This window comes from Pararoseomonas baculiformis (assembly GCF_017813395.1).
Lineage (GTDB): Bacteria > Pseudomonadota > Alphaproteobacteria > Acetobacterales > Acetobacteraceae > Roseomonas > Roseomonas baculiformis.
This window is the reverse complement of record NZ_JAGIZB010000017.1, coordinates 26117-49026: the sequence shown is the minus strand read 5'-3', so window position 1 is coordinate 49026 and position 22910 is coordinate 26117. Positions and strand designations below refer to the sequence as shown.

Below are 22910 nucleotides of genomic sequence, written 5' to 3'. Positions count from 1 at the left end.
ACGGGATCGGAACGCCCGATTCCTGGGCATCCATCACGGCGTAACGGAGGCAGGGGCCGCCCCATTGCGGCGGGAGGGATCACGCCTCGGCGAGCGGATCCCCCGGCTGCCGGCGGTCAGGCAGGCTGGGCGAAGACCCGGGCGAGGGTGTCCCGGACATGGGTGAAGTCCCGCTGCGGGTCCATGACACCGTCCAGCTCCTCCGGCCTGATCAGGGCGGTGACCTTCGGATCGGCCAGGAGGTTGTCGCGGAAGCTGCGGCCGCCGGGCTGGCCCAGGTTCTCCCAGGTTGCCATGGCGTTGCGCTGGACCGTGGCATAGGCCTCCTCGCGGCTCATCCCGGCCTGGGTGAGGGCGAGGAGCACCTTCTGGGAATGCACCACGCCGCCGAGGCTTTCGAGGTTCGCCTTCATGCGCTCGGGATAGACGGTCAGCTTTTCCATCATGCCGGCGGCGCGCATCAGCGCGAAGTCGAGGGCGATGGTCGCGTCCGGGCCGATCACGCGCTCGACGCTGCTGTGGCTGATGTCGCGCTCATGCCAGAGGGCGACGTTCTCCAGGGCGGGCATGGCATAGCCGCGGACCAGGCGGGCCAGGCCGGTGAGGTTCTCGGACAGCACCGGGTTGCGCTTGTGGGGCATCGCCGAGGAGCCCTTCTGGCCCGGGTGGAAGTATTCCTCGGCCTCCCGCACCTCGGAGCGCTGGAGATGGCGGACCTCGGTGGCCAGGCGCTCGATCGCGCTGGCCGTGACGGCGAGGGCGCAGAAATAGGCCGCGTGGCGGTCCCGCGGGATCACCTGCGTGGACACGGGTTCCGGGCGCAGGCCGAGGCGGCTGGCCACGAAGGCCTCCACGCGCGGGTCCACGCTGGCGAAGGTGCCGACGGGGCCGGAAATGGCGCAGGTGGCCACCTCCTCCCGCGCGGCGACCATGCGGGCGCGGCAGCGGGCGAATTCGGCCCAGTGACCGGCCAGCTTGATGCCGAAGGTGGTGGGCTCGGCATGGATGCCGTGGGAGCGGCCGATGGTGGGGGTGAGGGCGTGCTCCTCGGCGCGGTTGCGGAGGGCCTTCAGCAGCGCGTCCAGATCCTCGATCAGCAGGTCGGCCGCCTTGACCATCTGGAGGTTGAGGGCGGTGTCCAGCACGTCGGAACTGGTCATGCCCTGGTGCATGAAGCGGGCGTGCTCGCCCATGCCGCTGCCATCGGGGCGGGTCTCGCCGAGCCAGGTGAGGAAGGCAATCACGTCGTGGCGGGTGACGCGCTCGATCTCGTCGATGCGGTCCAGGTCCGCCTCCGAGATCGCGGCGATGCGGCGGTCGCCCTCGCGCCGGATGGCCTCGGCGGATTCGCGGGGAATGGTGCCCAGCTCCGCCATCGCCTCGGCGGCCAGGGCCTCGATCTCGAACCAGATGCGGAAGCGGGCCTCGGGGGACCAGATCGCGGCCATCTGGGGGCGGGTGTAGCGCGGGACCATCGGGGCGTTCCGGTGTGGCTGGAGGAGCGTTCGGGGCGGCGTGGCGGCGGTATCCGGGGGGCGCCGCCGCGTCAACCGCGTTCAGATTTCCGAAAGGCCGCGGCCCGGAAATCCGGAATTCCGGACAAGGGGCGTCGTGAATGGTTGCTCGACCATTGCCGATTGTTTATGCGCCAGGGGCCGCGACGGCGCGGTAAGCGCCCTTCCGTCAAGGGAGAGGCGTGTTCATTCAAGTTCGGGCGCCCGACCATTGGCGGCCGGAAGGGGAGGCAGATCGCCGATGGGAGCGGATTGGTTCATCGCCCTTGGCCAGGTTCTTCTGATCGACCTGGTGCTGGCGGGCGACAATGCCATCGTGGTCGGCATGGCCGCGGCCGGGTTGCCGCCGGACCAGCGGCGCAAGGCGATCTTCTGGGGTATCGTCGCCGCCACGCTGATGCGCATCGGCTTCGCCGCGATCACGACGCAGCTGCTCGCGATCATCGGCCTGACGCTGTTCGGCGGCCTGCTGCTGCTCTGGGTCTGCTGGAAGATGTATCGCGAACTGCGCCAGCCGCATGAGCAGGCGCATGGCGCCGAGGTCGTTTCCGGCAATGTCGAGGGCACCGACACGGGCGCGCCGCGCAAGACACTGACCCAGGCGATCATCCAGATCCTGGTGGCGGACGTCTCCATGTCGCTCGACAACGTGCTGGCGGTGGCCGGCGCGGCGAAGGACCACCTGGATGTGCTGGTCATCGGCCTGGCCATCTCCGTGGTGCTGATGGGCCTGGCCGCGACCTTCATCGCGAGGCTGCTGGAGAAGCACCGCTGGATCGCCTGGGTGGGCCTGCTGGTCATCCTGTATGTGGCGGTCGAGATGATCTGGACGGGTTCGACCGAGGTGGGTGCCTGGTGGACGGGCACGCCTTTCGAGCGTCCCGCGGCGCACTGAGCGCCGTTTCCGGATGAGGTGACGGGGCGGTTAAGGCTCTGTCATAAAAGAGGTTTGGCGCCGCCCGGGGGACCGGGCGGCGCTTTTGATTCCAGGGGTCGGCGTCTAGGGTCCGGCGCAGGCGCGGGGCCGGTTCATGGCCCCGGAAGCGCCATTTCTTCCCCAGAACCGGGCCGCGGCGCCCAGGTCGCCGCGGCCTGACCGGAGAGTTTCATGGAATCCATCACCGGCGCGCTGCCGCAGCTGCTTGAGATCATGTGGCTGAACATCATTCTCTCGGGCGATAACGCGGTGGTGATCGGCCTCGCGGCGGCGGGCCTGCCCGAGAGCCAGCGCAACAAGGCCGTGCTGTTCGGTATCGGCGCGGCGGCGGTGCTGCGCATCGTCTTCTCCCTCATCGCGCAGCAACTGCTGGCGCTGTGGTGGATCGACATCGTGGGCGGGCTGGCGCTGCTCTACATCGCCATCAACTTCCTGGTGGAGCTGCGGAAGGCCCAGCACGATGAGGCGGGCGAGGGCGGCGCCCATCACGACAAGACGCTGATGGCGGCGCTGTGGCAGATCATCGTGGCGGATGTGTCCATGTCGCTGGACAATGTGCTCGCGGTGGCGGCGGTGGCGCGCAGCAACATCACGCTGCTGATCGTCGGCCTGGCCATCTCCATCGTGATGATGGGCCTTCTGGGCGGCCTGCTCGCCCGCATTCTGGATCGCTACAAGTGGATCGCCTATCTCGGCGTCGCGCTGATCGCCTATATCGGCGTTGAACTGCTTTGGGAGGGTCTGGTCATGGCCAATGCGACCTTGAACATGGGGCTGCCGCTGCCGGCACCCCATGCCGCGGCCCATTGAGGGCGGCCGCTTGAGGCTGGGAACGAGGGTGGCGGCGCCGGCCGGCGCCGCCCGGTTCAGGGCCCTGGCGGTGCCGCTGGCGCTGGCGGGCGGGCTGCTTGCAGGCTGCGCGCCCACGACCACCGAGGACGCGGAGGGCCCGCGCGAGAGGCCGCCGGTGGAGGCCGTGCTGGCCCGGCTGCCGGCCCAGGCCGCGGGGTTCGAGCGGGGCCAGGTGCAAGATGTGGCGCCGAATGATGCCGCGGCGGGCAAGGTGGTGGAATACACCACGCCCCGGCGCGTGGCGGTGGCCTTCGTGTTCCTCTACGACCTCGGACGGCCGAGGGTCACGGCGGCGGACCTGCCGGCGGAGGTGGAGCGCGCCGTCTCCGAGGCGACGGCCCTGCCGGCGGACCGGACGGGGCGGCAGCTTTCCGTTGTCTCCCGCTCGCCCCTGCCTGTGGCCGGGGGGGACTTCTCCTGCGCGGCGCTGGAGGGAACCTTCGGACGGAACCGCGTGGAGCGGCAGGTCTGCGTGGGCGTGGCCGGCGGGCGCTTCATGCGCGTGCAGGTGACGATGCCGAGCCGCGGCGAGCCGGTGGCAAATGCGCGGGAGTTCACGGCCGCGATCGCCGGGGCCGCGCGGCGCGGCTAGAGGCCCCGGGCGGGGCGGGGCTGCCCGGCCCCGCTCCGCCGCCTCAGCCGAGGCAGCGCAGGAAGAGCACCGAGGGGTGCACCGCCTCCCCCACCTCCGCCGCGCTGCGGCCGGCGGTGCTGGGGGCGGTCTGGGCGCGGATACCGTTCTCCCGCAGGAAGGCGAGGGCCTCCTCGGCCTTCACAGCGAAATTGACGTTCTGCGGGATGTCGCCGGTGCGCTGGGCAACGCGCTGGGCGTTCAGCTTGCTGGTGATGATCCCGACCACATGGCCCGAGAGGTCCAGCAGCGGGCCGCCGGAATTGCCGGGCTGGACGGGCGCGCTGATCTGGTAGTGCGCACGGTTGTCCGCGAGTCCGGCGAGCGCCGAGATATCCCCGGTGGTGAGGGTGGGGCCCGAGGCGAGCATTCCTGCCAGCGGGAAGCCATAGGTCACGACCGAATCGCCACGCCGGATCGCGGGTTCGGCCCGGAAGGCGAGGGCGGGGCCGGCCGCCTCGCGCAGGTCGAGGATGGCGAGGTCCCGGCGGCTGTCGCGGGTGCGAATCGTCGCGGTGACCTCCCGGCCCTCCGCCGTGCGGGCGCGCACGGCACGGCAGCCGCGCACGACATGGTCGTTGGTGAGGGCCTGGCGGTCCCCGATGATGAAGCCGGTTCCGGAGGACACCTCGCGCTGGCGCGGGGCGGGTGCCTGATCCGGGTCCAGCGGCGGGGGCTTGCCGGCGGGGCCGGGCGGCGCGGGCTGGGGGCGGGCCTCCGGCACCGTGCCGGGCCGCGAGGGCGGGCCGGGGCGGCGCGGGGCGGGATCCGGCATGTCGTAGAGCGGGGGCGGCTTGCCCTCGGGCGATTGGGCCTGGATGCGGGAACCCCCGGCGGGGCCGCCGGCAGGCGGCGGCTTGGCCGGGTCATAGACGAGCTGCGCGGGGGCCGGCGTGGCGGCGAGCAGCAGGGCGGGCAGGATCGCGGCGATGGGGGCGCGCATGCGCCGAGGGTGGGCGCGCGCGGGCGGGTGGTCAATCATCCGGTCGCGGTGCCGGAACGGGCCGGGGGCCCGGCCTGCCATCGCCCAGGGTGGCAAGGATGCGTTCCAGGTCCCGCAGGCCGCTCGCCCCGGTCTTTTCGAGGATGGTCCGGATCTGGGCGCGCACGGTGGCGAGGCCGACCCGGCGCTGCGCGGCCACCGCCTCGGCTGTTGCCCCGCCGGCCAGGGCGATGGCGACGCTGGCCTCCGCAGCGCTGAGGCCGAAAAGGTCCGCAAGGATCCAGGGCGAGGGGCTTCGCGGGATGCCGATCTCGCGGATCGCCAGGAGGACCAGGCCGGGCAGGCGGCCCTGCCGGTTTCCGGGCGGGACGGCGATCAGATGGGCGGGCAGGGGCGTGGCGAGGACCGCGAGGGGCGGGCCGCCTTCCGGGTCCGGGGGGCTGATCCGGAGGCTGCCGCCCTGGATGTTGTCCTGGCCGCTGGCCTGCGCGATTCGGCGGACCAGCCGGGCGAGTTCGGAGGATTCGGTGCTGCGCGCCGCCCCGAGCCGGACCGGGGAGGGCGGCGGGGCCACCCGCAACAGGCGTAGGCCGGTCCCCGCGCGGAGCAGGGCCTCCGCGGCCGCGTTGGTGCGGGCGATGCGGAGATCGGCATCCACCGCGATGGCGGCGATGGGCAGGGCCTCCAGCGCGGCGGTGGCGTGGTGGGGGCCGGCAGCGGACTGGCGAAGCCGCTGGCGCAGGCGGAGGGCGCGGCGGAGATGGGGAAAAAGGGCGCCAAGTGCAGCCTGTTCCTCCGCGCCGAAGGGTGGCGAGCCCTCAGGGCGGTGGAAGCCCATGGGCATGCAGCCGGGCTCGCCCTGCAGGGCGAGGTTGCCGACCAGGTGGCTGGGGCCGAGCTGACGGGCGAAGCCGGCGTAGAAGTCGCTGCGCCGATAGGCTTCGTCGGGCAGGTCGCCGGGGCCAAGGATAATGGGCGGCGCGCCCTCGGCCATGGCGGGGCGGGCCGCGGCGAGGAAACCCCGGATCCAGGGATCCGGGCCGTAGCGTTGGGTGGTGTAGACCGGCGCAGCGCCCGGGATGGCACGCAGGATGTCCACGCGCCCGGCTTCGGCATCGCCGACCCAGAGCGAGGTGCCGGTGGCGCCCAAGGCGGTTGTCAGCGCCTGGGCGACATCATGCCAGCACGCCTCGCCCGCCGCCGCATCATAGGCGAGCGCGGCCAGGTCGAGGATCGGGCGGGGGGGCGTGGCGGGGCTCGGTGGGGGCTTCGCCATCCGGCTTCAGGGGGCCCTGCCGGCCGGCAGGGGCTTGCCGGGGCGGCGGGTCACAGCAGCCCCTCGCGCCGGAAGGAGAAGTGCCGGCCATTGCCGATAATGAGGTGATCATGGACCACGATTCCCAGCGTGGCGGCTGCCTGGCGGATTTCCGTGGTCATCTCGATATCGGCCCGGGAGGGGTTGGGATCGCCCGAGGGGTGGTTGTGCACGAGGATGAGGGCCGTCGCGCCGAGGTCGAGGGCGCGGCGGATGACCTCGCGCGGGTAAACCGGCGTGTGGTTGACCGTGCCGCGAGCCTGGGCCTCATCGGCCAGCAGGCGGTTCCGGGTGTCGAGGAACAGGATGCGGAACTGCTCCACCCCCTCCCGTGCCAGGGCGGCGGAAAGATAGCCGATCAGCCGTTCCCAGTTGTTCAGCACGGGCTGGTCTCGCACCTCCTCGGCCAGGAGGCGAAGGGCCGATGCCTGGACGAGGCGGAGCGCGGCAATGGCCGCCTCGCCGATTCCCTCCACCCCTCGCAGCTCAGCATCCGTGGCGGAGATGGTGCGCGCATAGCTGCCGAAACGCGCGAGCAGGCGCTTGGCATGCGGCTTGGTGTCCACGCGGGGCAGGGCGAGGAAGAGCAGCATCTCCAGCAACTCATAATCCGCGAGGGCGGCGGGGCCGGCGCGGAGCAGGCGGTCGCGCAGGCGCCGACGGTGGCCTTCCGGGCCTGGCGTTGGGGTGGGTGGCGCACTGGAAGCCGGGCGGGAGGAGGGCTGGCCGGCCGGCAGGTCCAGCAGCGCGGCGAAGCCGGGGCTCGCCTCCTCCAGGCCGGGCTTGCGGGCCAAGGAAATCTCCCGAATTCGTGAGCACCCAGGTTGTAGCGGGAGAGGGCGGCTTGTCCATCCGGTGGAACGGGAATGCCCAGGGGGTTGCCGCAGCGCGGGCTCTGCTGGCAGGAGGGCGCGCTCTGGCCTGGTGGAAGCGGGATGCGGTTCGACTTCGTGACGGTGGCCTTCGCGCAGGACCTGCCGATGCTCCGGCTGCAGGCACGCTCCATGGCGCTGTATCTGGACGCGGCAGCGGCCGGGCAGATCCTGGTGGTGGACAACGGGGTGGCGGGGGACGGCTTTCCCGTGGCCTTCGCCCGCGAGGTGATGCCGGAATACGGGTGGCTGGCGCCGCGGGTGCGGCTCCTGGCCGGGGCGGAGGTGCAGGATTACGCCGGGGCGGCCCATGCGGGGCGGGGCTGGAGACGGCAGCAGGGCCTGAAGCTGGATGTACATCGCGTCGTGGAGAGCGAGGCCTATGTAACGCTGGATTGCAAGAACCACTTCATCCGGCCGACCGACGCCTCCGCGTTTATGGAGGAGGGGCGGCTGCGCATGCCGCCGCGCGGGGTGCAGCCCGGACATATGGGCGCCTTCCGCTATTTCGGCGTGGCGGAGGAATCCTGGCCGGAGGTGATCTTCGGTATCAGCACGCCTTTCCCGATGTGGAGGGCAGAGGTGGAGGCGCTGGACGAGGCCTTGCGGGCGCGGGGCCTGGCCAGCGCGGGGATGCTGCCGGTTTCCGATGATTCGGTGGTCGAGTACCGCGTCTACTGCGCCTTTCTCCAGGCCTGCCGCGGCGGGTGGGAGGCGGGCCACGTGCTGTCCCAGCCACCGGCTGTGAGCTTCCACGGCCAGGGCGAAGACCAGCTGGCGGATTTCCTCTCCAGGCTGGACCGGCCCGGCATGCGGATCATGGGGGTGCATCGCCGTGCCGGCTGGGCGGCGCCAGCGGTGAAGGCGGCGATCATCGGGCAGTGGATGGGCTTTGGGCTGGTTCGGGACGCCGCGGAGGGAGAGACCTTCCTCACGCCGCCCGCTGGGGCGCGGCGGCCGGTCTGAGAGCCCGGTTGCCGCGCGAGAGCGAGGCGGCGGGCCAGGACTGGCTGGTCTCGGGAAGCGGCTTGAGGAGGGCGTTCCGCAGGGTGCGGCAGTGCCGGAGCAGCGGCAGTTCCACCCAGAGATGGAAGAGGATGCCGCCGAGAGTGATGACCACGGCGAGCAGCAGCAGCAGCGCCCAGCCCGGGATGAGGCTTTGGAGGCCGAGCATCATGGCCGCACGGGCCGTGAGGCTGAAGCCGAGCAGATGGGTCAGGTAGATAGCGTAGGAGGCTTCCCCGACCAAGCGAAGCGAGGCGGGGACGCGGAGGAGGCCGGCCATGTCCGCGCGCGCCAGGCCGAAGATGATCACGCCACTGGCCAGGCCATAGGCGAGGATGAAGGCCGTGGCGGGCAGGGGGGCCTGCCACACATCCAGCAGGGCGGCAGCAGCAAAAACCGCGGCCCCGGCTCCGGCAAAGGCAATCGGGCGGGAGAGGGGCATGCGGCCGAGGCCCCAGGCGGCCGCGGCGCCGACCAGGAACTCGAAATGGCGGATGTTGAACAAGAAGTCGAGCACCGGGGAAATCCCAGCCGGAACCAGGAAGGAACCGAGGATCCAGAAGAAGGCGAGGGACAGGCCCAGCCGGGGTGCCGCGATGACGATGGCAAAGACGGCGTAGAAGAGAAGCTCGTGGGAAAGGGTCCATGCTACCCCCAAAAGCGGCGGCAGGCCCGGCCAGAGGAGCATGGAACTGACCAAGCGATCCGCCCCTATTTCCAGCCCGCTGGTCAGCGCGAGCGAGGCATAGACCAGGGTGACGATCCAATAGGGCGGGAAGACCCGGGCGAGGCGGTTCCAGGCATAGAAGGCAAGGCGGCGGGGATGCCCGATGTCGCCGCGATGCACATGCAGGATGATGAAGCCGCTGAGCACAAAAAAGAAGTCCAGCCCCGCATAGCCGAAGGCCAGTGCGTCGCCGACCGGGCGGTGGCCGAGGAGGTTCTCGAAAGCCTTTCCGCCGATGTGGAAAAGCATAACCGAGAGAGCGGCGAGTCCCCGGAGCAGATCCAGTGCGGCCAGGTGGGCGCGGGTGGTCGGGACAGGCATGGCGGGAACGGGCCGTGGAGTGTTCCCCGTTAGCTAATATCAAGTGTTCGTGATTTCCACCTCTTTTTGCTTGGTGGGGATCGTTCGTGCGGCGCCTCGCCTCTGCGGGGCACGGCTCAGCCGAAGCTCACATGGTCCAGCGCACCTGTGAAAAGGCGGATGGAGCGGATGGAGGCGGTGATGGCTTCGGCATCGCCCGGCGGCACGCCGCGGCGGCGGTGGATGATGCGGCGGAAGTTAATCCAGCGCTCGGCATCCGCGAGGCAGGCATCGCGATAGGCCCGCATGTCCCAGTGCGGGGCGAGGTCGATGCCGAAATCGGCGGCGAGAAGCGGAAGGAGGATGTCGGGATCGAGGATGGTGAGGCCGTTGCTGACCTCGGCCGAGACGCCGTTGCGCTTCATGCCGCAGATCTGGCCGTCCATCGCATCGATCCAGGTAACGTGCGGGCTGCGCGGCCTGAGAACGCTGGGCGCCATGCGGCCCTTGGGACGGCGGTTGATGACGCCTACCGGGGCCTCGATGCGGCCGAGCAGCTGGAGGCCGTGGATGGCGGAGCCCTCGGAAAAGAGAAGCTGGGCTGCGCTGCGGTAGAGGCGGGCCTGGTCGGGGACGGAAAGTTCCTCGGGCCAGGCGAGGATCACGCCGGCCGCGCCCATGGCCTGGTCCAGATAGGCTTCCCCCGCCAAGCGGCCCACCATGCTGTCGGAGCGGAAGTGGCTGCGGGTGACGAAGACGGTGCGGCCGGCAATGGCCGGGTCCGGCTCCGGGCGGCAGGCGGTGTCCAGCAGGTCCAGGTAGTGGGGCGAGGGAGGCGGGCCCTGGATGCGCTCGGCCTGCGGGAAGACGTGCAGGCGGCGGACCAGCACGGGCTCGCGCAGCAGCACCGCGCGCTCCCTGGGAACGCGGAAGCTGTCGAGGATGCCCCAGAAGAAGGGCCGCACATCCTCGGGATCCGTGGGGCTGGCGGAGAAGAGGAGGGGGACGCCGGGCAGAAGATGGGCGGAGGCCGCGATCCGCATGCCGAAATCGGCGATCTGGTGACCGAAATGGTGGCAGACCGGGCCGCACCAGGCGGCCTCCTCCAGCGTTGCGGTCGGGGGCTGGCCGGGATCCGGGCAGGTATCGAAGGGAATGGGCCTGGGGCCCCGGCCAAAGCGGATTTCAACCTGGTTGTCGAAGTCCGGCCAGAGCGGGCCGCCCTTGAATTCGAAGGGCTCGGGGCGGTTGAGCGCGGCGGCGCTGGGGGTGACGAGGACGTCCTCGAAGCACCTCAGCCCAAGTTGCCGCGCCGCTTCATCCAAGCGGGGCGTCGTCCAGCGTGTCGAAAGCGCCGGCGGCCTCGTCCAGCACGCGCAGCGAGCCGTCCGCCACGTCGAACCAAAGGCCGTGCAGGGAAAGCTCCCCGGCATCCTCGGCTGCCTTCAGCCAGGGGAAGCTGCGGAGATTCATGATCGACTGGCGGATGGCGGCCAGCTCCATCGCGGTCTGGTCCTGCAAGGGGTCCACGCCCTCGCAGGTCAGGGCGAGCTTCGTGGCAGGCGCCACCATGTCCACCCAGCGCGTGACGAAGTCGCCATGCGCCGCGTCCACTCCGTTCAGCGTATTGTGCCGGAAGGCGTTGATGCCGCCGCAGGAGGCGTGGCCGCAGACGACGATATGGGCGACCTTGAGCTGGCGCACGGCGAATTCGATGGCCGCCGAGGTGCCGTGGTAGCCGGCATCGGGCTGGTAGGGCGGAACGAGGTTCGCGACGTTGCGGACCACCAGCATCTCGCCAGGATCGGCATCGAAGACGACCTCGGGCGCCACCCGGCTGTCCACGCAGGCGATCATCAGCGTGGTCGGGCGCTGGCCGCTCTGGGCCAGGCGGAGATAATGGTCGCGCTCGCGCCGGAACCGGGTATGGCGGAAGCCGCGATACCCTTCCACAAGCCTGGCCGGGATGTTCATGCGGTCGTCTGGGTCTCGTAGGGTGGCTTGTGCAGGCCGGCGGGGGAAAGGGTGAAGATCTCCACCCCCGTTTCGGTCACGCCCACCATATGCTCGAACTGGGCGGAGAGGGAACGGTCCCGCGTCACGGCCGTCCAGCCATCATCCAGCACCTTCACGTCGGGGCGGCCGGCATTCACCATCGGCTCGATGGTGAAGAACATGCCGGGCTTGAGCACAGGGCCTTCGCCCTTGCGGCCGAAATGCAGGATGTTCGGGGGCGCGTGGAACTTGCGGCCCACGCCATGGCCGCAGAAGTCCCGCACAACGGAGAAGCGGTTCTTCTCCACATATGACTGGATGGCGTGGCCGATATCGCCGAGCGTGGCGCCCGGCTTCACCGCCGCGATGCCGCGCATCATGCTCTCATGCGTCACGTCCATCAGCAGGCGCGCCTTGGTGGAAGGCTGGCCCGCGACATACATGCGCGAGCTGTCGCCATGCCAGCCATCGAGCAGGGGGGTGACATCGATGTTCAGGATGTCGCCTTCCAGCAGCACGCGGTCGCCCGGGATGCCGTGGCAGACCACGTGGTTGATGCTGATGCAGGAGGACTTGGTGTAGCCGCGATAGCCCAGCGTGGCGGGCACGGCGCCATGGTCCAGCATGAAGTCGTGGCACAGCTTGTCGAGCTGGCCGGTTGTGGCGCCGGGCCGCACATGGGGGGTGATCATGTCCAGGCACTCGGCCGCGAGGCGGCCGGCGCGGCGCATGCCCTCGAAATCCTCCGGGCCGTGGATGGGGATGCGGCGCGCTTCGCCGGCAGACTGGTCCATGAGGCGAAAATGCGCGCGTGACCGGGCGGTTGCAAGGCATGGCGGGGATGCGCGGGCGGGATGGCGCGCCGCCACCGGGCGCCTCGCGGCGCTTAGGCAGGAAGGGCCTGGGCGATAGCCTGGCCGGCGAGGCGGGCGGTGGCGAGAAGGCGGTCCAGGCCGTGGCCCTCGCGGGCCATGGTGGAGAGGCCGGCCATGAGGGTGACGACGAAGTCGGCCAGGCGCTCGGCATCCGCCGGGTGATGCTCCGCGACATAGCGGCGGATGGTGTCCTCGCCGGCCGCGGTCAGGGCGCGGGCGGCCTCGCGCGCCTCGGGGTCGTTGCAGCGGGCGCCCTCGATGGCGAGGCAGCCGGCAGCGGCGGGATCGGCGGCGTAGCGGCGGGCGGCCTCCTCCAGCACGGCGGCGAGGGCTTCGGCGACCGGGCGCCCGGGGCGCAGGATCTCGGCCAGGGGAACGCCCTCGGCCGCGCTGTAGCGGCAGAGGATGCGGGCATAGAGGCCGGCCTTGCTGCCGAAGGCGGCGTAGAAGCTGGGCGGGTTGATGCCGAGGGCCTGGGTAAGGTCGGCGACGCTGACCGCGTCATAGCCGTGGGCGTGGAAAAGCCGCTGGGCCGTGGCGAGCGCCTCTTCCGGATCGAAGCGGCGCGGCCGGCCGCGGGGGCGGGGCATATTTGTAGTCACCGATACAAAATCCCTTGACGGGGGCCTTCCGGGATTTAATGTAGTGATTACTACTTAAATCTCAAGGAGGGCCTCATGGCCGGTTTCCAGGGTAAGTCCATTCTCGTGCTCGGCGGCAGCCGGGGAATCGGGGCGGCGATTGTGCGGCGCTTCGCGGCGGAGGGCGCCGTGGTGACCTTCACCTATGCCGGCTCGCACGAGGCGGCAGAGCAGCTGGCGCGCGACACCGGCAGCACGGCGGCGGTGACGGACAGCGCCGACCGGGACGCGGTGATCGCGCGGGTGCGGGAGAGCGGGCCGCTGGACGTGCTGGTGGTGAATGCGGGGGTGGGCGCCTTCGGTGATCCGTTGGAGCAGGACCCGGACGCGGTAGACCGGCTGATCCGGATCAACGTGAACGCGCCCTATCATGCGGCGGTCGAGGCCGCACGGCAGATGCCCGAGGGCGGGCGGATCATCGTGATCGGTTCCGTCAACGGCGACCGGATTCCCTTCCCGGGCCTCTCCGCCTACGCGATGAGCAAGTCGGCGCTGCAGGGCATGGCGCGTGGGCTGGCGCGGGATTTCGGGCCGCGCGGGATCACGGTGAACGTCGTGCAGCCCGGGCCGATCGACACGGACATGAACCCGGCGGACGGGCCGATGAAGGACATCCAGCACGCCGTGATGGCCATCCGGCGCCACGGGCGGCCGGAGGACGTGGCGGGGATGGTGGCCTGGCTGGCAGGGCCGGAGGCGGGCTTCGTGACCGGGGCGATGCACACGATCGATGGCGGCTTCGGCGCCTGAGCCACCAGGGGCGGGGTTCGGGGCCGCCATTGGCCCCGGCCCGCTTTTGTCGTGTTCCACGCCCCTCCGGGACTTCGCGCGGCGCCGGGGCGGGCGCATGTTGCCCGCCCTCGGTGACGGGGCGCGGGAGGGGTGGTGGCGGTATCGGGCCTGGATGCGGCAGAGGGTGTTGCGGGGGCGCCGGGCGATCTGCCCACCCCGCCGCCGAACACGCGGCGCACGGCCGTGATCGTGGCCAGCGCCCTGCTGATGCAGAACCTGGATTCGAGCGTGATCGCGACGGCGCTGCCGGCGATGGCGCGGGAGCTGGGGACGGAGCCGCTGCATCTCTCGGCCGCCATCACCTCCTACCTGGTCGCGCTGACGGTGTTCATCCCCGTCTCGGGCTGGGTGGCGGACCGGTTCGGGGCCAAGCGGGTCTTCATGGTGGCGATCGCGGTCTTCGCCTTCGCCTCGGCGCTGTGCGGGCTTTCGCGCGGGCTTGGGGAGCTGGTCGCCGCGCGCGTGCTGCAGGGCATGGGCGGCGCCATGATGCTGCCCGTGGCGCGGCTGCTGCTGCTGCGGCAGGTGCGGCCCGAGGATGTGGTGCGGGCGACGACCTGGCTGACCATGCCGGCGCTGCTCGGGCCGATCCTGGGGCCGCCGCTGGGCGGGCTGCTGACCGATACGGTGTCGTGGCGGGCTGTCTTCTGGATCAACCTGCCCGTCGCAGCCGCCGGGCTGCTGGCCGTGTGGCGGCTGATCCCTGATGAGCGGGGCGCGCGGCCGCCGCGGCTGGACGCGGTGGGGGTGGGGCTGATCGGCGCCGCGCTGGCCTGCCTGATGTTCGGGGCGGAGACGATCGGGCGCGGCCTGGTGCCGGCGCCCCTCGCGCTGGCGGGCTTCGCGCTGGGGGGTGGGCTGGGCTGGATGGCGGTGCGCTGGGCGCGGCGGGCGCCGAATCCGGCGCTGGACCTCTCGATGTTCTCGGTGCCTTCCTTTCGCATCGCGGTAGCCTCGGGCAGCCTGTTCCGGATCGGGGCAGGGGCGTCGCCCTTCCTGCTGCCGCTCTTCATGCAGCTTGGCTTCGGGGCCTCGGCGACTACCTCGGGGCTGATCACCCTCGCGACGGCGCTGGGCGCCTTCGTGATGAAGCCGATGACGAGCATGGCGCTTCGCAATCTCGGCTTCCGCCGGGTGCTGACCTGGAACGCGGGGATGGTGGCGGCCTCCTTCGTGGCCTGCTCCCTGTTCACGCCGGGCTGGCCGCTCTGGGCCGTGTTCCTCGTCCTGGCCTGGGGCGGGCTGTCGCGAAGCCTGCAATTCACCGCCTCAAACGCGCTCAGCTACGTGGACGTGCCCCCGGGGAAGCTGTCCTCGGCCACCTCCATCACGGCGACCGCGCAGCAGCTCTTCATGGCGCTGGGGGTGACATGGGGAGCAGGTTGGCTGGCGGCCTCCAGCGCGCTGGGCGGGCGGGCGGAGCCGGCCGTGGCGGATTTCGCCATCGCCTTCCTCGGGGCGGCGCTGCCGGTGCTGCTGGCGGCGCCGCTGGCGGCGCGGCTGGCGCCGGATGCGGGGGCACGCGCCTCCGGGCACCGGCGGGGATAGGGGCGGGGATGGCCCGGCTCAGGCCGGGATTTCGTCGATGGAGCGCGGCTCGGCCAGGGGGCGGCCATTCGCCTGCCGGCGGAGCCGGGACATCTCGGGATAGGCGCGGAGGCGGGCCCGCATGATGGAGCCCAGGGGGCGATGCGCCGCCAGGCCGTGGGAGGGGCAGAAGGCGAGGTTCTGGTCCACATGGTCCCGCCGCGCCTCGCTATAGGCTTCCTGGCGGGGGAAGGTGAGGCGGGCGACGGTCTGGTAGGGGCTTCGCTCCTCGTCCCATTCCCGGCTGGCATCCTCCACCGGCATGGTCTCGAGATCGGTGCAGAGCTGGACCCGGATGTCGAAGACCGCGTCCCGCGCGCGCAGGTAGGAGACGGTAGCGGTGCGGAGGGCATTCTCGTCAGCATCGGTGTCGAGGGCGCCGCCAGCGAGGGATTGCTGTTCCCGCGTGGCCGGGACGACGGCGAGCTTGGCGACATGCTCGCCGTAGCGGATCGGGGCCTGGGTGAAATAGGCCTCGGCCAGCGGGTGGATGCGCGGGTGGCCGAAGAAGTCCAGCTTCGGGCTGTCCGTGCCCAGGGCGTGCAGCGCCTTGTTCGCGGCGCGGGACGCCTTGGAAACCGCTTCCTTCATCCGGTCGGGGATCCGCGGCGCATGTTCCAGCGCGCGGTGGGTGAGGAGGAAGGCCTTCGCATCGGCGGCTGCGAACCGGCTGCCGGTGTCCAGCACGAAATCCTGGGTCACCTCGCCCTCATGGCCCGGCAGCATCTCGCCCCGCACACCCAGGATCTTGATGGAAAGGCCGGTCTGGGTGGAGACGGCGTCGGTGATGATCTCGCCGGGGACATTGGCCAGCCGGGCGACGACGGGGTAGCGGGCAGGGCTGGCGAAAAGGCCCTGGGCGAGATGGGCGGGAAGGCCGGGCAGAACCTCCAGCTCGCCCACCGCCAGGCCGTGGCTCTTGGCATGGGAGACCCGGACGGCATGGCCGTATTCCTCCGGCGTCCGGGTCGCGAGGCGGCGCATGGACTCGAGGATGGCCTCGATCGTCCCGGCCTCCTCCGGCGGCACGGTTTCCACATCGGGGGAATAGCGAAGGAAGGACTGGGTCATGCCGGCGCCCGGAGCTGGTGCGGCAGGAGAACACCGGCGCCCGCGGTGGGTTGTCCCCGCGGTGACGCTGCGCGCCCCGCTCAGGCGGCGTTGGTGCCCTTGTCCATCAGCATGGAGGCGACCGCCTTGCGGAAGGGCGTGAGGACGCCGCCGGCGCGGAGCACGGCGTGGCGGAGGATGCGGGCCGCCGGGCCTTCCTCGGCATAGAGGCGGGCGAGGGCATTGGTGCCGGCATAGAGCGGGCCGGTGGCGAGGCGATGGGCGGCCTCGTAGCGGCCCAGCACATCGGGCGCCGCGATGTCGCGGCCGCGGCGATGGGCGGAGAGGATTTCCCGCGCCAGGCTTTCGGCGCCGCGCAGGCCGAGGTTGAAACCATGGGCGGTGACGGGATGCATGCCCACCGCCGCGTCCCCGATCACGGCGAAGCGCCGGGCCATGAAGCGCCGGGCATAGGTGGCGACCAGCGGATAGGCGTGGCGGGTGCTGACGAGGCGCAGCGGGCCGAGATTCCGGCGGGCGAGGCTGCGTGCCATCTCGGCCTCGAATTCCGGCTGGGGAAGGGTCTTCAGCCGCCCGATCTCCTGGTGGCTGCGGGTGATGACGACCGAGGAGGCGTTCCCGTTCACGGGCAGCAGGGCGATGGTCTGGCCATAGTCGAACCATTCCGTCGCGACATGGCCGTGCGGGGCCTCATGCGCCATGCGGCAGACGAGCATGGAGCGGTTGAAGTCCAGGGTGGAGACGCCGATGCCGAGCTGCTGGCGGGAGCGGGAAAAGCGCGTATCCGCCGCGACGGCCAAGCGGGCCGTGACCTCCTGGCCGTCGGAGAGAACGAGGCGGGCGGATTCGCCTGTCGTGGAGACCCGGTCCACGCCGGTACCGGCGAGGATGGTGATCTCCGACCTTTCCCGCGCCACCTGGTGCAGGGCGCGTCGGATCAGGTGGTTGGAGACGAGGTAGCCGAGCGCCTCCGCGCCCTCGCTCCCCGTGTCGAAGGTCAGGGCGTAGGAGGCGGTGCCGTTCAGGACGCGGGCTTCCCGCAGGGGGGAGACGGCGTTGGCGGGGATGCGTGTCCAGGCGCCCAGCGCTTCCAGCAGGGCACGGGAATGGTGGGTGAGGGCGATCTCGCGCCCGTCGAAGGCGGGTTCGGCGAGGACCTCGGCGGGCTGGCGCTCCACCAGGAGGGTGGAGATTCCCTGGCCGGCGAGGGCGATGGCGAAGCTCAGCCCGACCGGGCCGGCGCCGATGATGGCGATGTCATGCTCCACGCCTTGCACGGAAGCGGCACTCCTTCTGGCCGGGCTTCCCTTAGGGGCGGGAGGCCGCGGGGTGAAGATGGGGGCGGCCCGGCGGTTGCGGGAGGCTTCAATCGATCAGGAGGAGCCCGCGATCGCGGTTGAGTGAGCTCTGCTTCGGTGACACCTCCTGGAACCATGCGAATGACACCGGATCACGCCCTCTCCCAGCCGCTTCTCGACCGGGATGCGGGCTCGTTGGGGGGGCATTCCTCCTCCCTGTCCTCCCTCTATGACGAAGCCGAGCTCTATGACGCGATCGTGCAGCCCGGACCCTGCGAGGGGTTCTACCGGGAGGAGGCGGCGCGCTGGGGCGGGCCGATACTGGAACTGGCCTGCGGGACGGGGCGGCTGACCCTGCCGCTGGCGGCACATGGGCATGAGGTGGTGGGGCTGGATAATTCCCGCCCCATGCTGGCCGCAGCGGCACGGAAGGCGGCGGACCAGGGGCTGCCCGCGAGCTTCGTGCTGGGAGACATGCGCGAATTCGACCTGGGGCGGCGCTTCGGGCTAATCGTGATCTCCTGCAACTCGCTGGCCCATCTGCATGAGCCGGAGGATTTGCGCGCCTGCTTGGCCTCGGTCCGGCGCCACCTGGAGCCCGGCGGGGCCCTGGCCTTTGACGTGGTGCTGCCCGATCCGGGGCTGCTGGCGCAGCCCGAGGGGGCGCCGCGGCGGCTGGACCTTGGGCCGAACCCGTCCTCCGCCATCCAGGCGGAGGAGGTGGCGCGGTATGACCCGGTGGCGCAGGTGCGGGTCTCGCACTGGCACATCCGCGACCGGGACGGGCGGGAGCGGCAGATGGCGCCGCTGGCGCTGCGGCAGTTCTTCCCGCGGGAGATCCCGCTTCTGCTGGAAGCTTCGGGGCTGGAACTGGTGGAGCGCTACGGGGATTTCGCGCGGAACCCGCTGGGGCGGCTGAGCCTGAATCAGATCTGCCTGGCGCGGATGGCACCGGGCGGCGGCTTCGGCCAGGCTCCGTTCCACCGGGGAGTCTGACCCTCCCCGGGGACCATGCCGGGCCGGGCGGCTACTCGACCTTGAAGCCGCCCTCCCGGATCAGCGGTTCCCAGCGGGCGATCTCGCGGGCGATGTGATCGGCGAAGTCCTTCGGGCTGCCGCCGACCATGCGGCCGGCCTGGGCGCGGAACACGGCCTCCTGTACCTCGGGCAGGGCCGCGACCCGGGCGAAAACGGTATTGATGCGGCTGGCCAGGGCGGGCTCCATCTCCGCCGGAGCCATGATTCCGTGCCACACGGCCAGGTTGAAGCCGGGAATGGTGCGGGCGACGGGCGGGATGCCGGGGAGAGCCGGGGTTTCCTCGGCGGTGCTGACGGCGATGGCCTTCGCCTGGCCACCCCGGATCATCTGCAGGGCGGAGGAAACGGTGGGGAAGCCGAACTGCGCATCCCCGCGCACCAGGGCGGTGACCATCTCGGCCCCCGAGCGATAGGGCACATGCACCATCTCCACCCCGGCCTGGCGGAGCAGCAACGCCATGAAAAGGTGGCTGCCATTGCCGATCCCGGCGGAGGAATAGGTGAAGGCACCCGGGCGCGCCTTGGCCTGGGCGATGAGGTCCGGCAGGTCCTTCACTGTGACGGATGGATGGGCGATCACCACGCCAGGCAGGTTCACCAGATGGATAATCGGGGTGAAGGCCGTTGCGGGATCATAGGCAAGGCCGGGGTTGAGGAGCTTGCCGATGGCGTTGGAGCCGACATCCGCCATCATCAGCGTGTAGCCGTCGGGCTTCTCGCGGGCGACAAAGCCGCCGGCCACGGTGCCGCCGGCGCCGGAGCGGTTCTCGACGACCAGGCTCTGGCCATTCGCGAATTCGGAGAAGCGCTGGGCGACGGTGCGGGAGAGGGTGTCGATGGCGCCGCCCGCGCCGAAGGGGACGATGAGGCGGACGGGGCGATCCGGCCAGGCGGAGGCGGATTGTGACTGGGCAATGGCTGGGGCCGCGAGGCCCGTGAGAAGCCCGGCGCCCAGGCCGCGTCGCGTCATACGGGTGTGCTGCATCCGTTTCGTCTCCCTGCGTGATCTTGTTGCGGGGAAGCTTAGACGGCGGATGTGCCGCTGATCGAGCGCTGGATGACGAATTGGACAGGAAAGCCGGCCACAGGCTCACGGCGCTGTGATCGCCGGGGCTGCGTCCACCGTGCCGGGCGCTCCGTAGCGTGAGGGCGGGGCATGGCGTCCCGCCTTTCAGACGGAGACACCAATGACCTCCTCCATTCGTCGCCTGGCCCTTACCGGCGCTGCTTTCCTCGGCCTGTCCGGCATGGCACAGGGCGCGACGCTGATCGGCCTGACCTCCGACGGAAGCCTGGTGCGGATCGACAGCGAGACGCGGCGGGCCTCGTCCCCCGTGCGGGTGCGCGGGGCGGAGGGGCAGTTGCTCGGCATCGACATGCGCCCGGCAGATGGGAAGCTCTACGGCGTGACCGATTCCGGGCAGATCGTGACGATCGACCCGATGAGCGGCATGGCGACACGGGTGAGCCAGCTGGGCGAGCGCTTCGAATCCGGCGGGCGCGCCGTGGTGGACTTCAACCCCGTGGCGGACAGGCTGCGGCTGATGGGCAGCTCGGGGGTGAATTTCCGGGTGAATGTGGACAACGGGCAGGTGGTGCGGGACGGCCAGCTGAAGTACCAGCCCGGCACCCCGCTGGCCGATACCAGCCCGCGCATCAGTGCCGGCGCCTATACCAACAGCATGCAGGGCGCGCAGCAGACCGCGTTGCTGACCATCGACGCCGTGCTGGGGCAGCTGAACCTGCAGGCGCCGCCGAATGACGGGGTGCAGCAGGTGCGCGGGCGGATCGGCGAAGGCGTGCCCGCCTCCGCGGCCTTCGACATCCTGACCGAAGGGACGACGAACACCGGCTACCTGCTCGCCGGGGGCGTGCTGCACCAGATCAACCTGGAAAACGGGACGCCAACGCCGATGGGCCCGGTCTCGGGTGCGGCGGAGGTGATCGATATCGCCGCCATGCGCTGAGCGCCGGACGGGGCCGCCGATCTTCGCGGCCTGGGGTGGCGGTCTGTCCCGGGGAGAGGAAGAAGGAATTCTTCCTCTCCCCGGACCCCTCACCATCATCTTCTTTCAGAAGTTTGGAAAAGCCCGGCGGACGGTGCGCCTCCGGTCCATGACCGGAGGCGACTGCAGAGGCAGGATGAGACCTCAAAAACCCCGTGTCGCATCGTATCCGCGGCAGCCAGACGGGGTTCCAAGGGCCTCAGGCCCTTGGCGGGTGAGGTCCGGAGAGGGCGGAGCCCTCTCCGGGAAGCACCAGCAGGAACCCAGTGCCGCGTGGCCTCAACCCACCGCCTCGGGCGCGATGCGGCGCTCGGCGCGCCAGGCCTGGAGCCAGGCCGGAAGGGCCTGCGCGGGGAGTGGGCGGCCGACGGCAAAACCCTGGGCCCGGTCCACACCGGCCATGGCGACGGCACGCCACAGCCGGGCGCCCGTCACCCCTTCGGCCGTGACGAGCATGCCGCGGGCATGGGCCGCGGCAACAAGCCGCTCCACCTCGGCCCTGGCGCGGCGGCTCCCGGGCATGGCGCCGACCAGGAAGCGGTCCAGCTTCAGCCCGGTGAAGGGAAGGCCGAGAAGGAGGTCGCGGTTCTCCTCCAGGCTCATATCGTCGATCCAGACGGCATGGCCGGCCTCGCGGAGCCGGGTGACGGCACGCAGGAGAGGGGCCGGATCCCGGACCGGGGTGGTTTCGGTCAGCTCCACCCCCAGGAAGGCCGGGCGGAGGCGGGCTGCCCGTGCCAGCTGGCGCAGCCAGGTCAGGGTGTCCCGGCGGAGCACCACCTGAAGCGGCATGTTGATGCAGACGGGAAGCGAAAGGCCGGGCCGGAGCGCGGCCATGTCGGCCGCGGCCATCTGCGCCACGGCGCGGGTGAGGGCCGGGCCGAGGCCGCTGCGCTCGGCCATCGGGACGAAGGCATCCGGCCCGAGCGGCGTGGTGCCCTGATGGCCATCGGGACGGAGCCAGCGGACCAGTCCCTCCAGCCCTGCGGGCGCGCGGTCCGCGATGCGGACGATGGGCTGGTAGCGCAGGGCGACCTCGCCTTCCTCCAGGCCCCGGCGCAGGGCGGCGGCGTCACGGGCGTCATTCCCCTCGTGGCGCCCGGTCAGGGCGCGGAGAGCGATGACGAGCGCGGCCGGATCCGGCGGGATCGGCTGCCCCTGGCCGAGCAGCAGCAGCTGGGTGGGGCTGAACGGATCCTGGGCAGCGGCCTGGAAGCTGGACCAGGCGGGGGCATCCGGCTGCGGTTCGCAAAGAAGGCCAAGCGGCGGGCGGTGCGGGCCGACCAGACGCGCCATCGCCTCGGCGATGGTCATGGGGCGCGCGGGCGGGGCGCCGATGCTGCGGAGCCCATCCTGCGCCATGGCGAGAAGGTGCGGGCTGCGCAGGACAGCAAGAATCTCGCCCTCCTCCCGGGGGGGAGGGAGCCGCGGGCCTTCGGCCTGGGCCGGTTCAGTGGGCACGAATGGCACCTGCCTCCACCAAGGGCCCGAAGGATAACCGCCGGGGGCGTATGTGGCCAGAATGAGGCGGCCCGCGCCCCGCTTACCCGCCGCTAAGCGGCCAGGGCGAGGTTTCCCAGCGATGGGTCAGCTCCGCCAGGTCCTGGCGGGCAAGGGCCGTCCAGGCTTCGCCATCCCGGAAGACAGGCAGGATGCCGCGCGTCTCGGCCTGGGCGAGGAACTCGGGGTCCGCCACGGCGGCGCGAAGGGCGCGGGGGAGGGCCGCCGCCGTCTCGGGCGCGATGCCGGCCGGGGCGGCGATGCCGCGGCGCAGGGCGGCGACCAGCGGGATGCCGACCTCGCGGAGCGTCGGGGTTTCGGGCCAGTGGGGATGGCGGGCGGCGCTTCCGATGGCCAGGGGGACCAGCTTCCCCTCCCGGATCGCGACCACCGCTTCGGAAAGGGTGAGGAGGGCCGCGGCGGCATTGCCGGCGGCGGCGGCCTGCCGCGCGGCGGCGGCGGAGGGAAAGTGGAGCTGTTCCAGCGGCAGCATCTGGGCGAGCTCGGCGGCGGCGACGGATGCCGCGCTGGCCGGGGGCGGCAGGGCGAGGGGGCGGGCGGCCCCCGCTTCGCGCAGGGAGGCGATCTCGGTGTTCGGATGGGCGACGAGGATCACCGGCTCCTCGGTCACCGCGCCCAGGAGGGTGATGCGGTCGAGCAGGGATGCGGCGCCCCGCTCCACCATCCGCACGATGTGGAAGGGGGTGGAGGCATAGGCGATGACGGAACCATCCGTGCGGGAATCGGCAAGGTCACGCAGGGCGGTCAGGCTGCCCGTACCGACGCGGTTGGCGACCGTGACCTGCACCTGCTTCAGGTGGCGCTCCAGGAAGGGCGCGAAGCCGCGGACCCAGAGATCGGTCGCGCTGCCGCTTGGGGAGCCCAGCAGCAGCGTGACGGCCTTCGGCTTGGTCACCGGCGCCACATAGGGAATGGACATCTGCGCGCCGGCCGGCCGCGCCACCGCCGCCATGGAGAGCGCACCGATCCATGCGCGGCGGGTGACCATCG

Annotated in this window: 22 protein-coding genes; 8 read left to right on the top strand and 14 right to left on the bottom strand. The window is 71.2% G+C overall.

Annotated features, from left to right (window positions below):
• Positions 1–116 precede the first annotated feature (116 nt).
• On the bottom strand, positions 117–1475 hold the full coding sequence (gene purB, locus J8J14_RS16945) for an adenylosuccinate lyase (protein WP_209380726.1): 1359 nt from the start codon (positions 1473–1475) through the stop codon (positions 117–119).
• A gap of 280 nt (positions 1476–1755) precedes the next feature.
• On the opposite strand from purB, the gene J8J14_RS16940 reads away from it, so the two are divergent.
• The 3 genes from J8J14_RS16940 (at position 1756) to J8J14_RS16930 (ending at position 3895) form a co-directional block, all read left to right on the top strand.
• Entirely contained in the window at positions 1756–2409 is a 654-nt protein-coding gene (locus J8J14_RS16940; RefSeq protein ID WP_209380725.1) for a TerC family protein, read from the top strand.
• Between the two features lie 213 nt (positions 2410–2622).
• Positions 2623–3261, top strand: a complete 639-nt coding sequence (locus tag J8J14_RS16935; RefSeq protein ID WP_209380724.1) for a TerC family protein — start codon at positions 2623–2625, stop codon at positions 3259–3261.
• Positions 3245–3895 (top strand): hypothetical protein, encoded by a 651-nt coding sequence (locus tag J8J14_RS16930; RefSeq protein ID WP_209380723.1) that lies wholly within the window; start codon positions 3245–3247, stop codon positions 3893–3895. Before J8J14_RS16935 ends, J8J14_RS16930 begins: the two co-directional genes overlap by 17 nt.
• A gap of 43 nt (positions 3896–3938) precedes the next feature.
• On the opposite strand, the gene J8J14_RS16925 is transcribed toward J8J14_RS16930, so the two are convergent.
• The 3 genes from J8J14_RS16925 to radC are packed head-to-tail and all read right to left on the bottom strand — an operon-like array spanning position 3939 to position 6986.
• Positions 3939–4877: a S1C family serine protease gene (locus tag J8J14_RS16925; RefSeq protein WP_209380722.1), complete on the bottom strand. Its 939-nt coding sequence runs from the start codon at positions 4875–4877 to the stop codon at positions 3939–3941.
• Positions 4878–4908: 31 nt separating this feature from the next.
• Positions 4909–6153, bottom strand: coding sequence for a helix-turn-helix transcriptional regulator (locus tag J8J14_RS16920; RefSeq protein ID WP_209380721.1), 1245 nt, complete (start codon positions 6151–6153; stop codon positions 4909–4911).
• A 50-nt stretch (positions 6154–6203) separates the two neighbouring features.
• The gene (gene radC, locus J8J14_RS16915) at positions 6204–6986 is read right to left on the bottom strand and encodes a RadC family protein (protein ID WP_245215887.1); all 783 of its coding nucleotides are present in this window, start codon (positions 6984–6986) and stop codon (positions 6204–6206) included.
• A gap of 72 nt (positions 6987–7058) precedes the next feature.
• Here radC and J8J14_RS16910 point away from each other — a divergent pair, with 72 nt between their 5' ends.
• Positions 7059–8030 (top strand): DUF6492 family protein, encoded by a 972-nt coding sequence (locus J8J14_RS16910; protein ID WP_245215886.1) that lies wholly within the window; start codon positions 7059–7061, stop codon positions 8028–8030.
• On the opposite strand, the gene J8J14_RS16905 is transcribed toward J8J14_RS16910, so the two are convergent.
• The 5 genes from J8J14_RS16905 to J8J14_RS16885 all read right to left on the bottom strand — a co-directional run bounded on the left by J8J14_RS16905 (position 7996) and on the right by J8J14_RS16885 (position 12556).
• Positions 7996–9117: an acyltransferase family protein gene (locus J8J14_RS16905; protein ID WP_209380718.1), complete on the bottom strand. Its 1122-nt coding sequence runs from the start codon at positions 9115–9117 to the stop codon at positions 7996–7998. The genes J8J14_RS16910 and J8J14_RS16905 overlap by 35 nt on opposite strands.
• Positions 9118–9233: 116 nt before the next feature.
• Complete coding sequence (locus tag J8J14_RS16900; RefSeq protein WP_209380717.1) at positions 9234–10421, bottom strand: glycosyltransferase family 61 protein; 1188 nt, start codon at positions 10419–10421, stop codon at positions 9234–9236.
• Positions 10414–11070, bottom strand: a complete 657-nt coding sequence (locus J8J14_RS16895) for a carbonic anhydrase (RefSeq protein WP_209380716.1) — start codon at positions 11068–11070, stop codon at positions 10414–10416. The genes J8J14_RS16900 and J8J14_RS16895 overlap by 8 nt, the downstream gene beginning before the upstream one ends.
• Positions 11067–11885, bottom strand: a complete 819-nt coding sequence (gene map / locus J8J14_RS16890; protein WP_209380715.1) for a type I methionyl aminopeptidase — start codon at positions 11883–11885, stop codon at positions 11067–11069. The genes J8J14_RS16895 and map overlap by 4 nt, the downstream gene beginning before the upstream one ends.
• A gap of 92 nt (positions 11886–11977) precedes the next feature.
• The gene (locus J8J14_RS16885; protein WP_209380714.1) at positions 11978–12556 is read right to left on the bottom strand and encodes a TetR/AcrR family transcriptional regulator; all 579 of its coding nucleotides are present in this window, start codon (positions 12554–12556) and stop codon (positions 11978–11980) included.
• Between the two features lie 87 nt (positions 12557–12643).
• Here J8J14_RS16885 and bdcA point away from each other — a divergent pair, with 87 nt between their 5' ends.
• Both bdcA and J8J14_RS16875 read left to right on the top strand, forming a co-directional pair.
• Complete coding sequence (gene bdcA, locus J8J14_RS16880; protein ID WP_209380713.1) at positions 12644–13357, top strand: SDR family oxidoreductase; 714 nt, start codon at positions 12644–12646, stop codon at positions 13355–13357.
• 135 nt (positions 13358–13492) lie between these two features.
• Complete coding sequence (locus J8J14_RS16875) at positions 13493–14947, top strand: MFS transporter (protein ID WP_342452477.1); 1455 nt, start codon at positions 13493–13495, stop codon at positions 14945–14947.
• Positions 14948–14965: 18 nt separating this feature from the next.
• On the opposite strand, the gene J8J14_RS16870 is transcribed toward J8J14_RS16875, so the two are convergent.
• A complete protein-coding gene (locus J8J14_RS16870) occupies positions 14966–16057 on the bottom strand; it encodes a catalase family protein (protein ID WP_209380712.1) in 1092 nt (363 codons plus the stop codon).
• Between the two features lie 80 nt (positions 16058–16137).
• Positions 16138–17334: a 5-demethoxyubiquinol-8 5-hydroxylase UbiM gene (gene ubiM / locus J8J14_RS16865; protein ID WP_342452476.1), complete on the bottom strand. Its 1197-nt coding sequence runs from the start codon at positions 17332–17334 to the stop codon at positions 16138–16140.
• 162 nt (positions 17335–17496) lie between these two features.
• Between ubiM and J8J14_RS16860 the strand changes: the two genes are divergently transcribed.
• Entirely contained in the window at positions 17497–18351 is an 855-nt protein-coding gene (locus J8J14_RS16860) for a class I SAM-dependent methyltransferase (RefSeq protein ID WP_209380711.1), read from the top strand.
• A 31-nt stretch (positions 18352–18382) separates the two neighbouring features.
• Here the strand turns inward: J8J14_RS16860 and J8J14_RS16855 are convergent, their stop codons facing one another.
• Entirely contained in the window at positions 18383–19378 is a 996-nt protein-coding gene (locus tag J8J14_RS16855; RefSeq protein ID WP_245215884.1) for a Bug family tripartite tricarboxylate transporter substrate binding protein, read from the bottom strand.
• A gap of 202 nt (positions 19379–19580) precedes the next feature.
• Between J8J14_RS16855 and J8J14_RS16850 the strand changes: the two genes are divergently transcribed.
• Complete coding sequence (locus J8J14_RS16850) at positions 19581–20360, top strand: DUF4394 domain-containing protein (RefSeq protein ID WP_209380710.1); 780 nt, start codon at positions 19581–19583, stop codon at positions 20358–20360.
• A 318-nt stretch (positions 20361–20678) separates the two neighbouring features.
• Here the strand turns inward: J8J14_RS16850 and J8J14_RS16845 are convergent, their stop codons facing one another.
• Together J8J14_RS16845 and J8J14_RS16840 are read right to left on the bottom strand one after the other, a co-directional pair.
• Positions 20679–21860 carry an EAL domain-containing protein gene (locus tag J8J14_RS16845; protein WP_209380709.1) on the bottom strand — a complete coding sequence of 394 codons (1182 nt, stop codon included), beginning with the start codon at positions 21858–21860 and terminating at the stop codon, positions 20679–20681.
• 82 nt (positions 21861–21942) lie between these two features.
• Complete coding sequence (locus J8J14_RS16840; RefSeq protein WP_209380708.1) at positions 21943–22908, bottom strand: tripartite tricarboxylate transporter substrate-binding protein; 966 nt, start codon at positions 22906–22908, stop codon at positions 21943–21945.
• Between the last annotated feature and the right edge of the window lie 2 nt (positions 22909–22910).

Coding starts and splice junctions, on each gene's coding strand:
- purB (WP_209380726.1), bottom strand. CDS start 1,475: ATGGTCCCGCGCTACACCCGCCCCCAGATGGCCGCGATCTGGTCCCCC.
- J8J14_RS16940 (WP_209380725.1), top strand. CDS start 1,756: ATGGGAGCGGATTGGTTCATCGCCCTTGGCCAGGTTCTTCTGATCGAC.
- J8J14_RS16935 (WP_209380724.1), top strand. CDS start 2,623: ATGGAATCCATCACCGGCGCGCTGCCGCAGCTGCTTGAGATCATGTGG.
- J8J14_RS16930 (WP_209380723.1), top strand. CDS start 3,245: ATGCCGCGGCCCATTGAGGGCGGCCGCTTGAGGCTGGGAACGAGGGTG.
- J8J14_RS16925 (WP_209380722.1), bottom strand. CDS start 4,877: ATGCGCGCCCCCATCGCCGCGATCCTGCCCGCCCTGCTGCTCGCCGCC.
- J8J14_RS16920 (WP_209380721.1), bottom strand. CDS start 6,153: ATGGCGAAGCCCCCACCGAGCCCCGCCACGCCCCCCCGCCCGATCCTC.
- J8J14_RS16910 (WP_245215886.1), top strand. CDS start 7,059: ATGCCCAGGGGGTTGCCGCAGCGCGGGCTCTGCTGGCAGGAGGGCGCG.
- J8J14_RS16905 (WP_209380718.1), bottom strand. CDS start 9,117: ATGCCTGTCCCGACCACCCGCGCCCACCTGGCCGCACTGGATCTGCTC.
- J8J14_RS16895 (WP_209380716.1), bottom strand. CDS start 11,070: ATGAACATCCCGGCCAGGCTTGTGGAAGGGTATCGCGGCTTCCGCCAT.
- map (WP_209380715.1), bottom strand. CDS start 11,885: ATGGACCAGTCTGCCGGCGAAGCGCGCCGCATCCCCATCCACGGCCCG.
- J8J14_RS16885 (WP_209380714.1), bottom strand. CDS start 12,556: ATGCCCCGCCCCCGCGGCCGGCCGCGCCGCTTCGATCCGGAAGAGGCG.
- bdcA (WP_209380713.1), top strand. CDS start 12,644: ATGGCCGGTTTCCAGGGTAAGTCCATTCTCGTGCTCGGCGGCAGCCGG.
- J8J14_RS16870 (WP_209380712.1), bottom strand. CDS start 16,057: ATGACCCAGTCCTTCCTTCGCTATTCCCCCGATGTGGAAACCGTGCCG.
- J8J14_RS16860 (WP_209380711.1), top strand. CDS start 17,497: ATGACACCGGATCACGCCCTCTCCCAGCCGCTTCTCGACCGGGATGCG.
- J8J14_RS16855 (WP_245215884.1), bottom strand. CDS start 19,378: ATGCAGCACACCCGTATGACGCGACGCGGCCTGGGCGCCGGGCTTCTC.
- J8J14_RS16850 (WP_209380710.1), top strand. CDS start 19,581: ATGACCTCCTCCATTCGTCGCCTGGCCCTTACCGGCGCTGCTTTCCTC.
- J8J14_RS16840 (WP_209380708.1), bottom strand. CDS start 22,908: ATGGTCACCCGCCGCGCATGGATCGGTGCGCTCTCCATGGCGGCGGTG.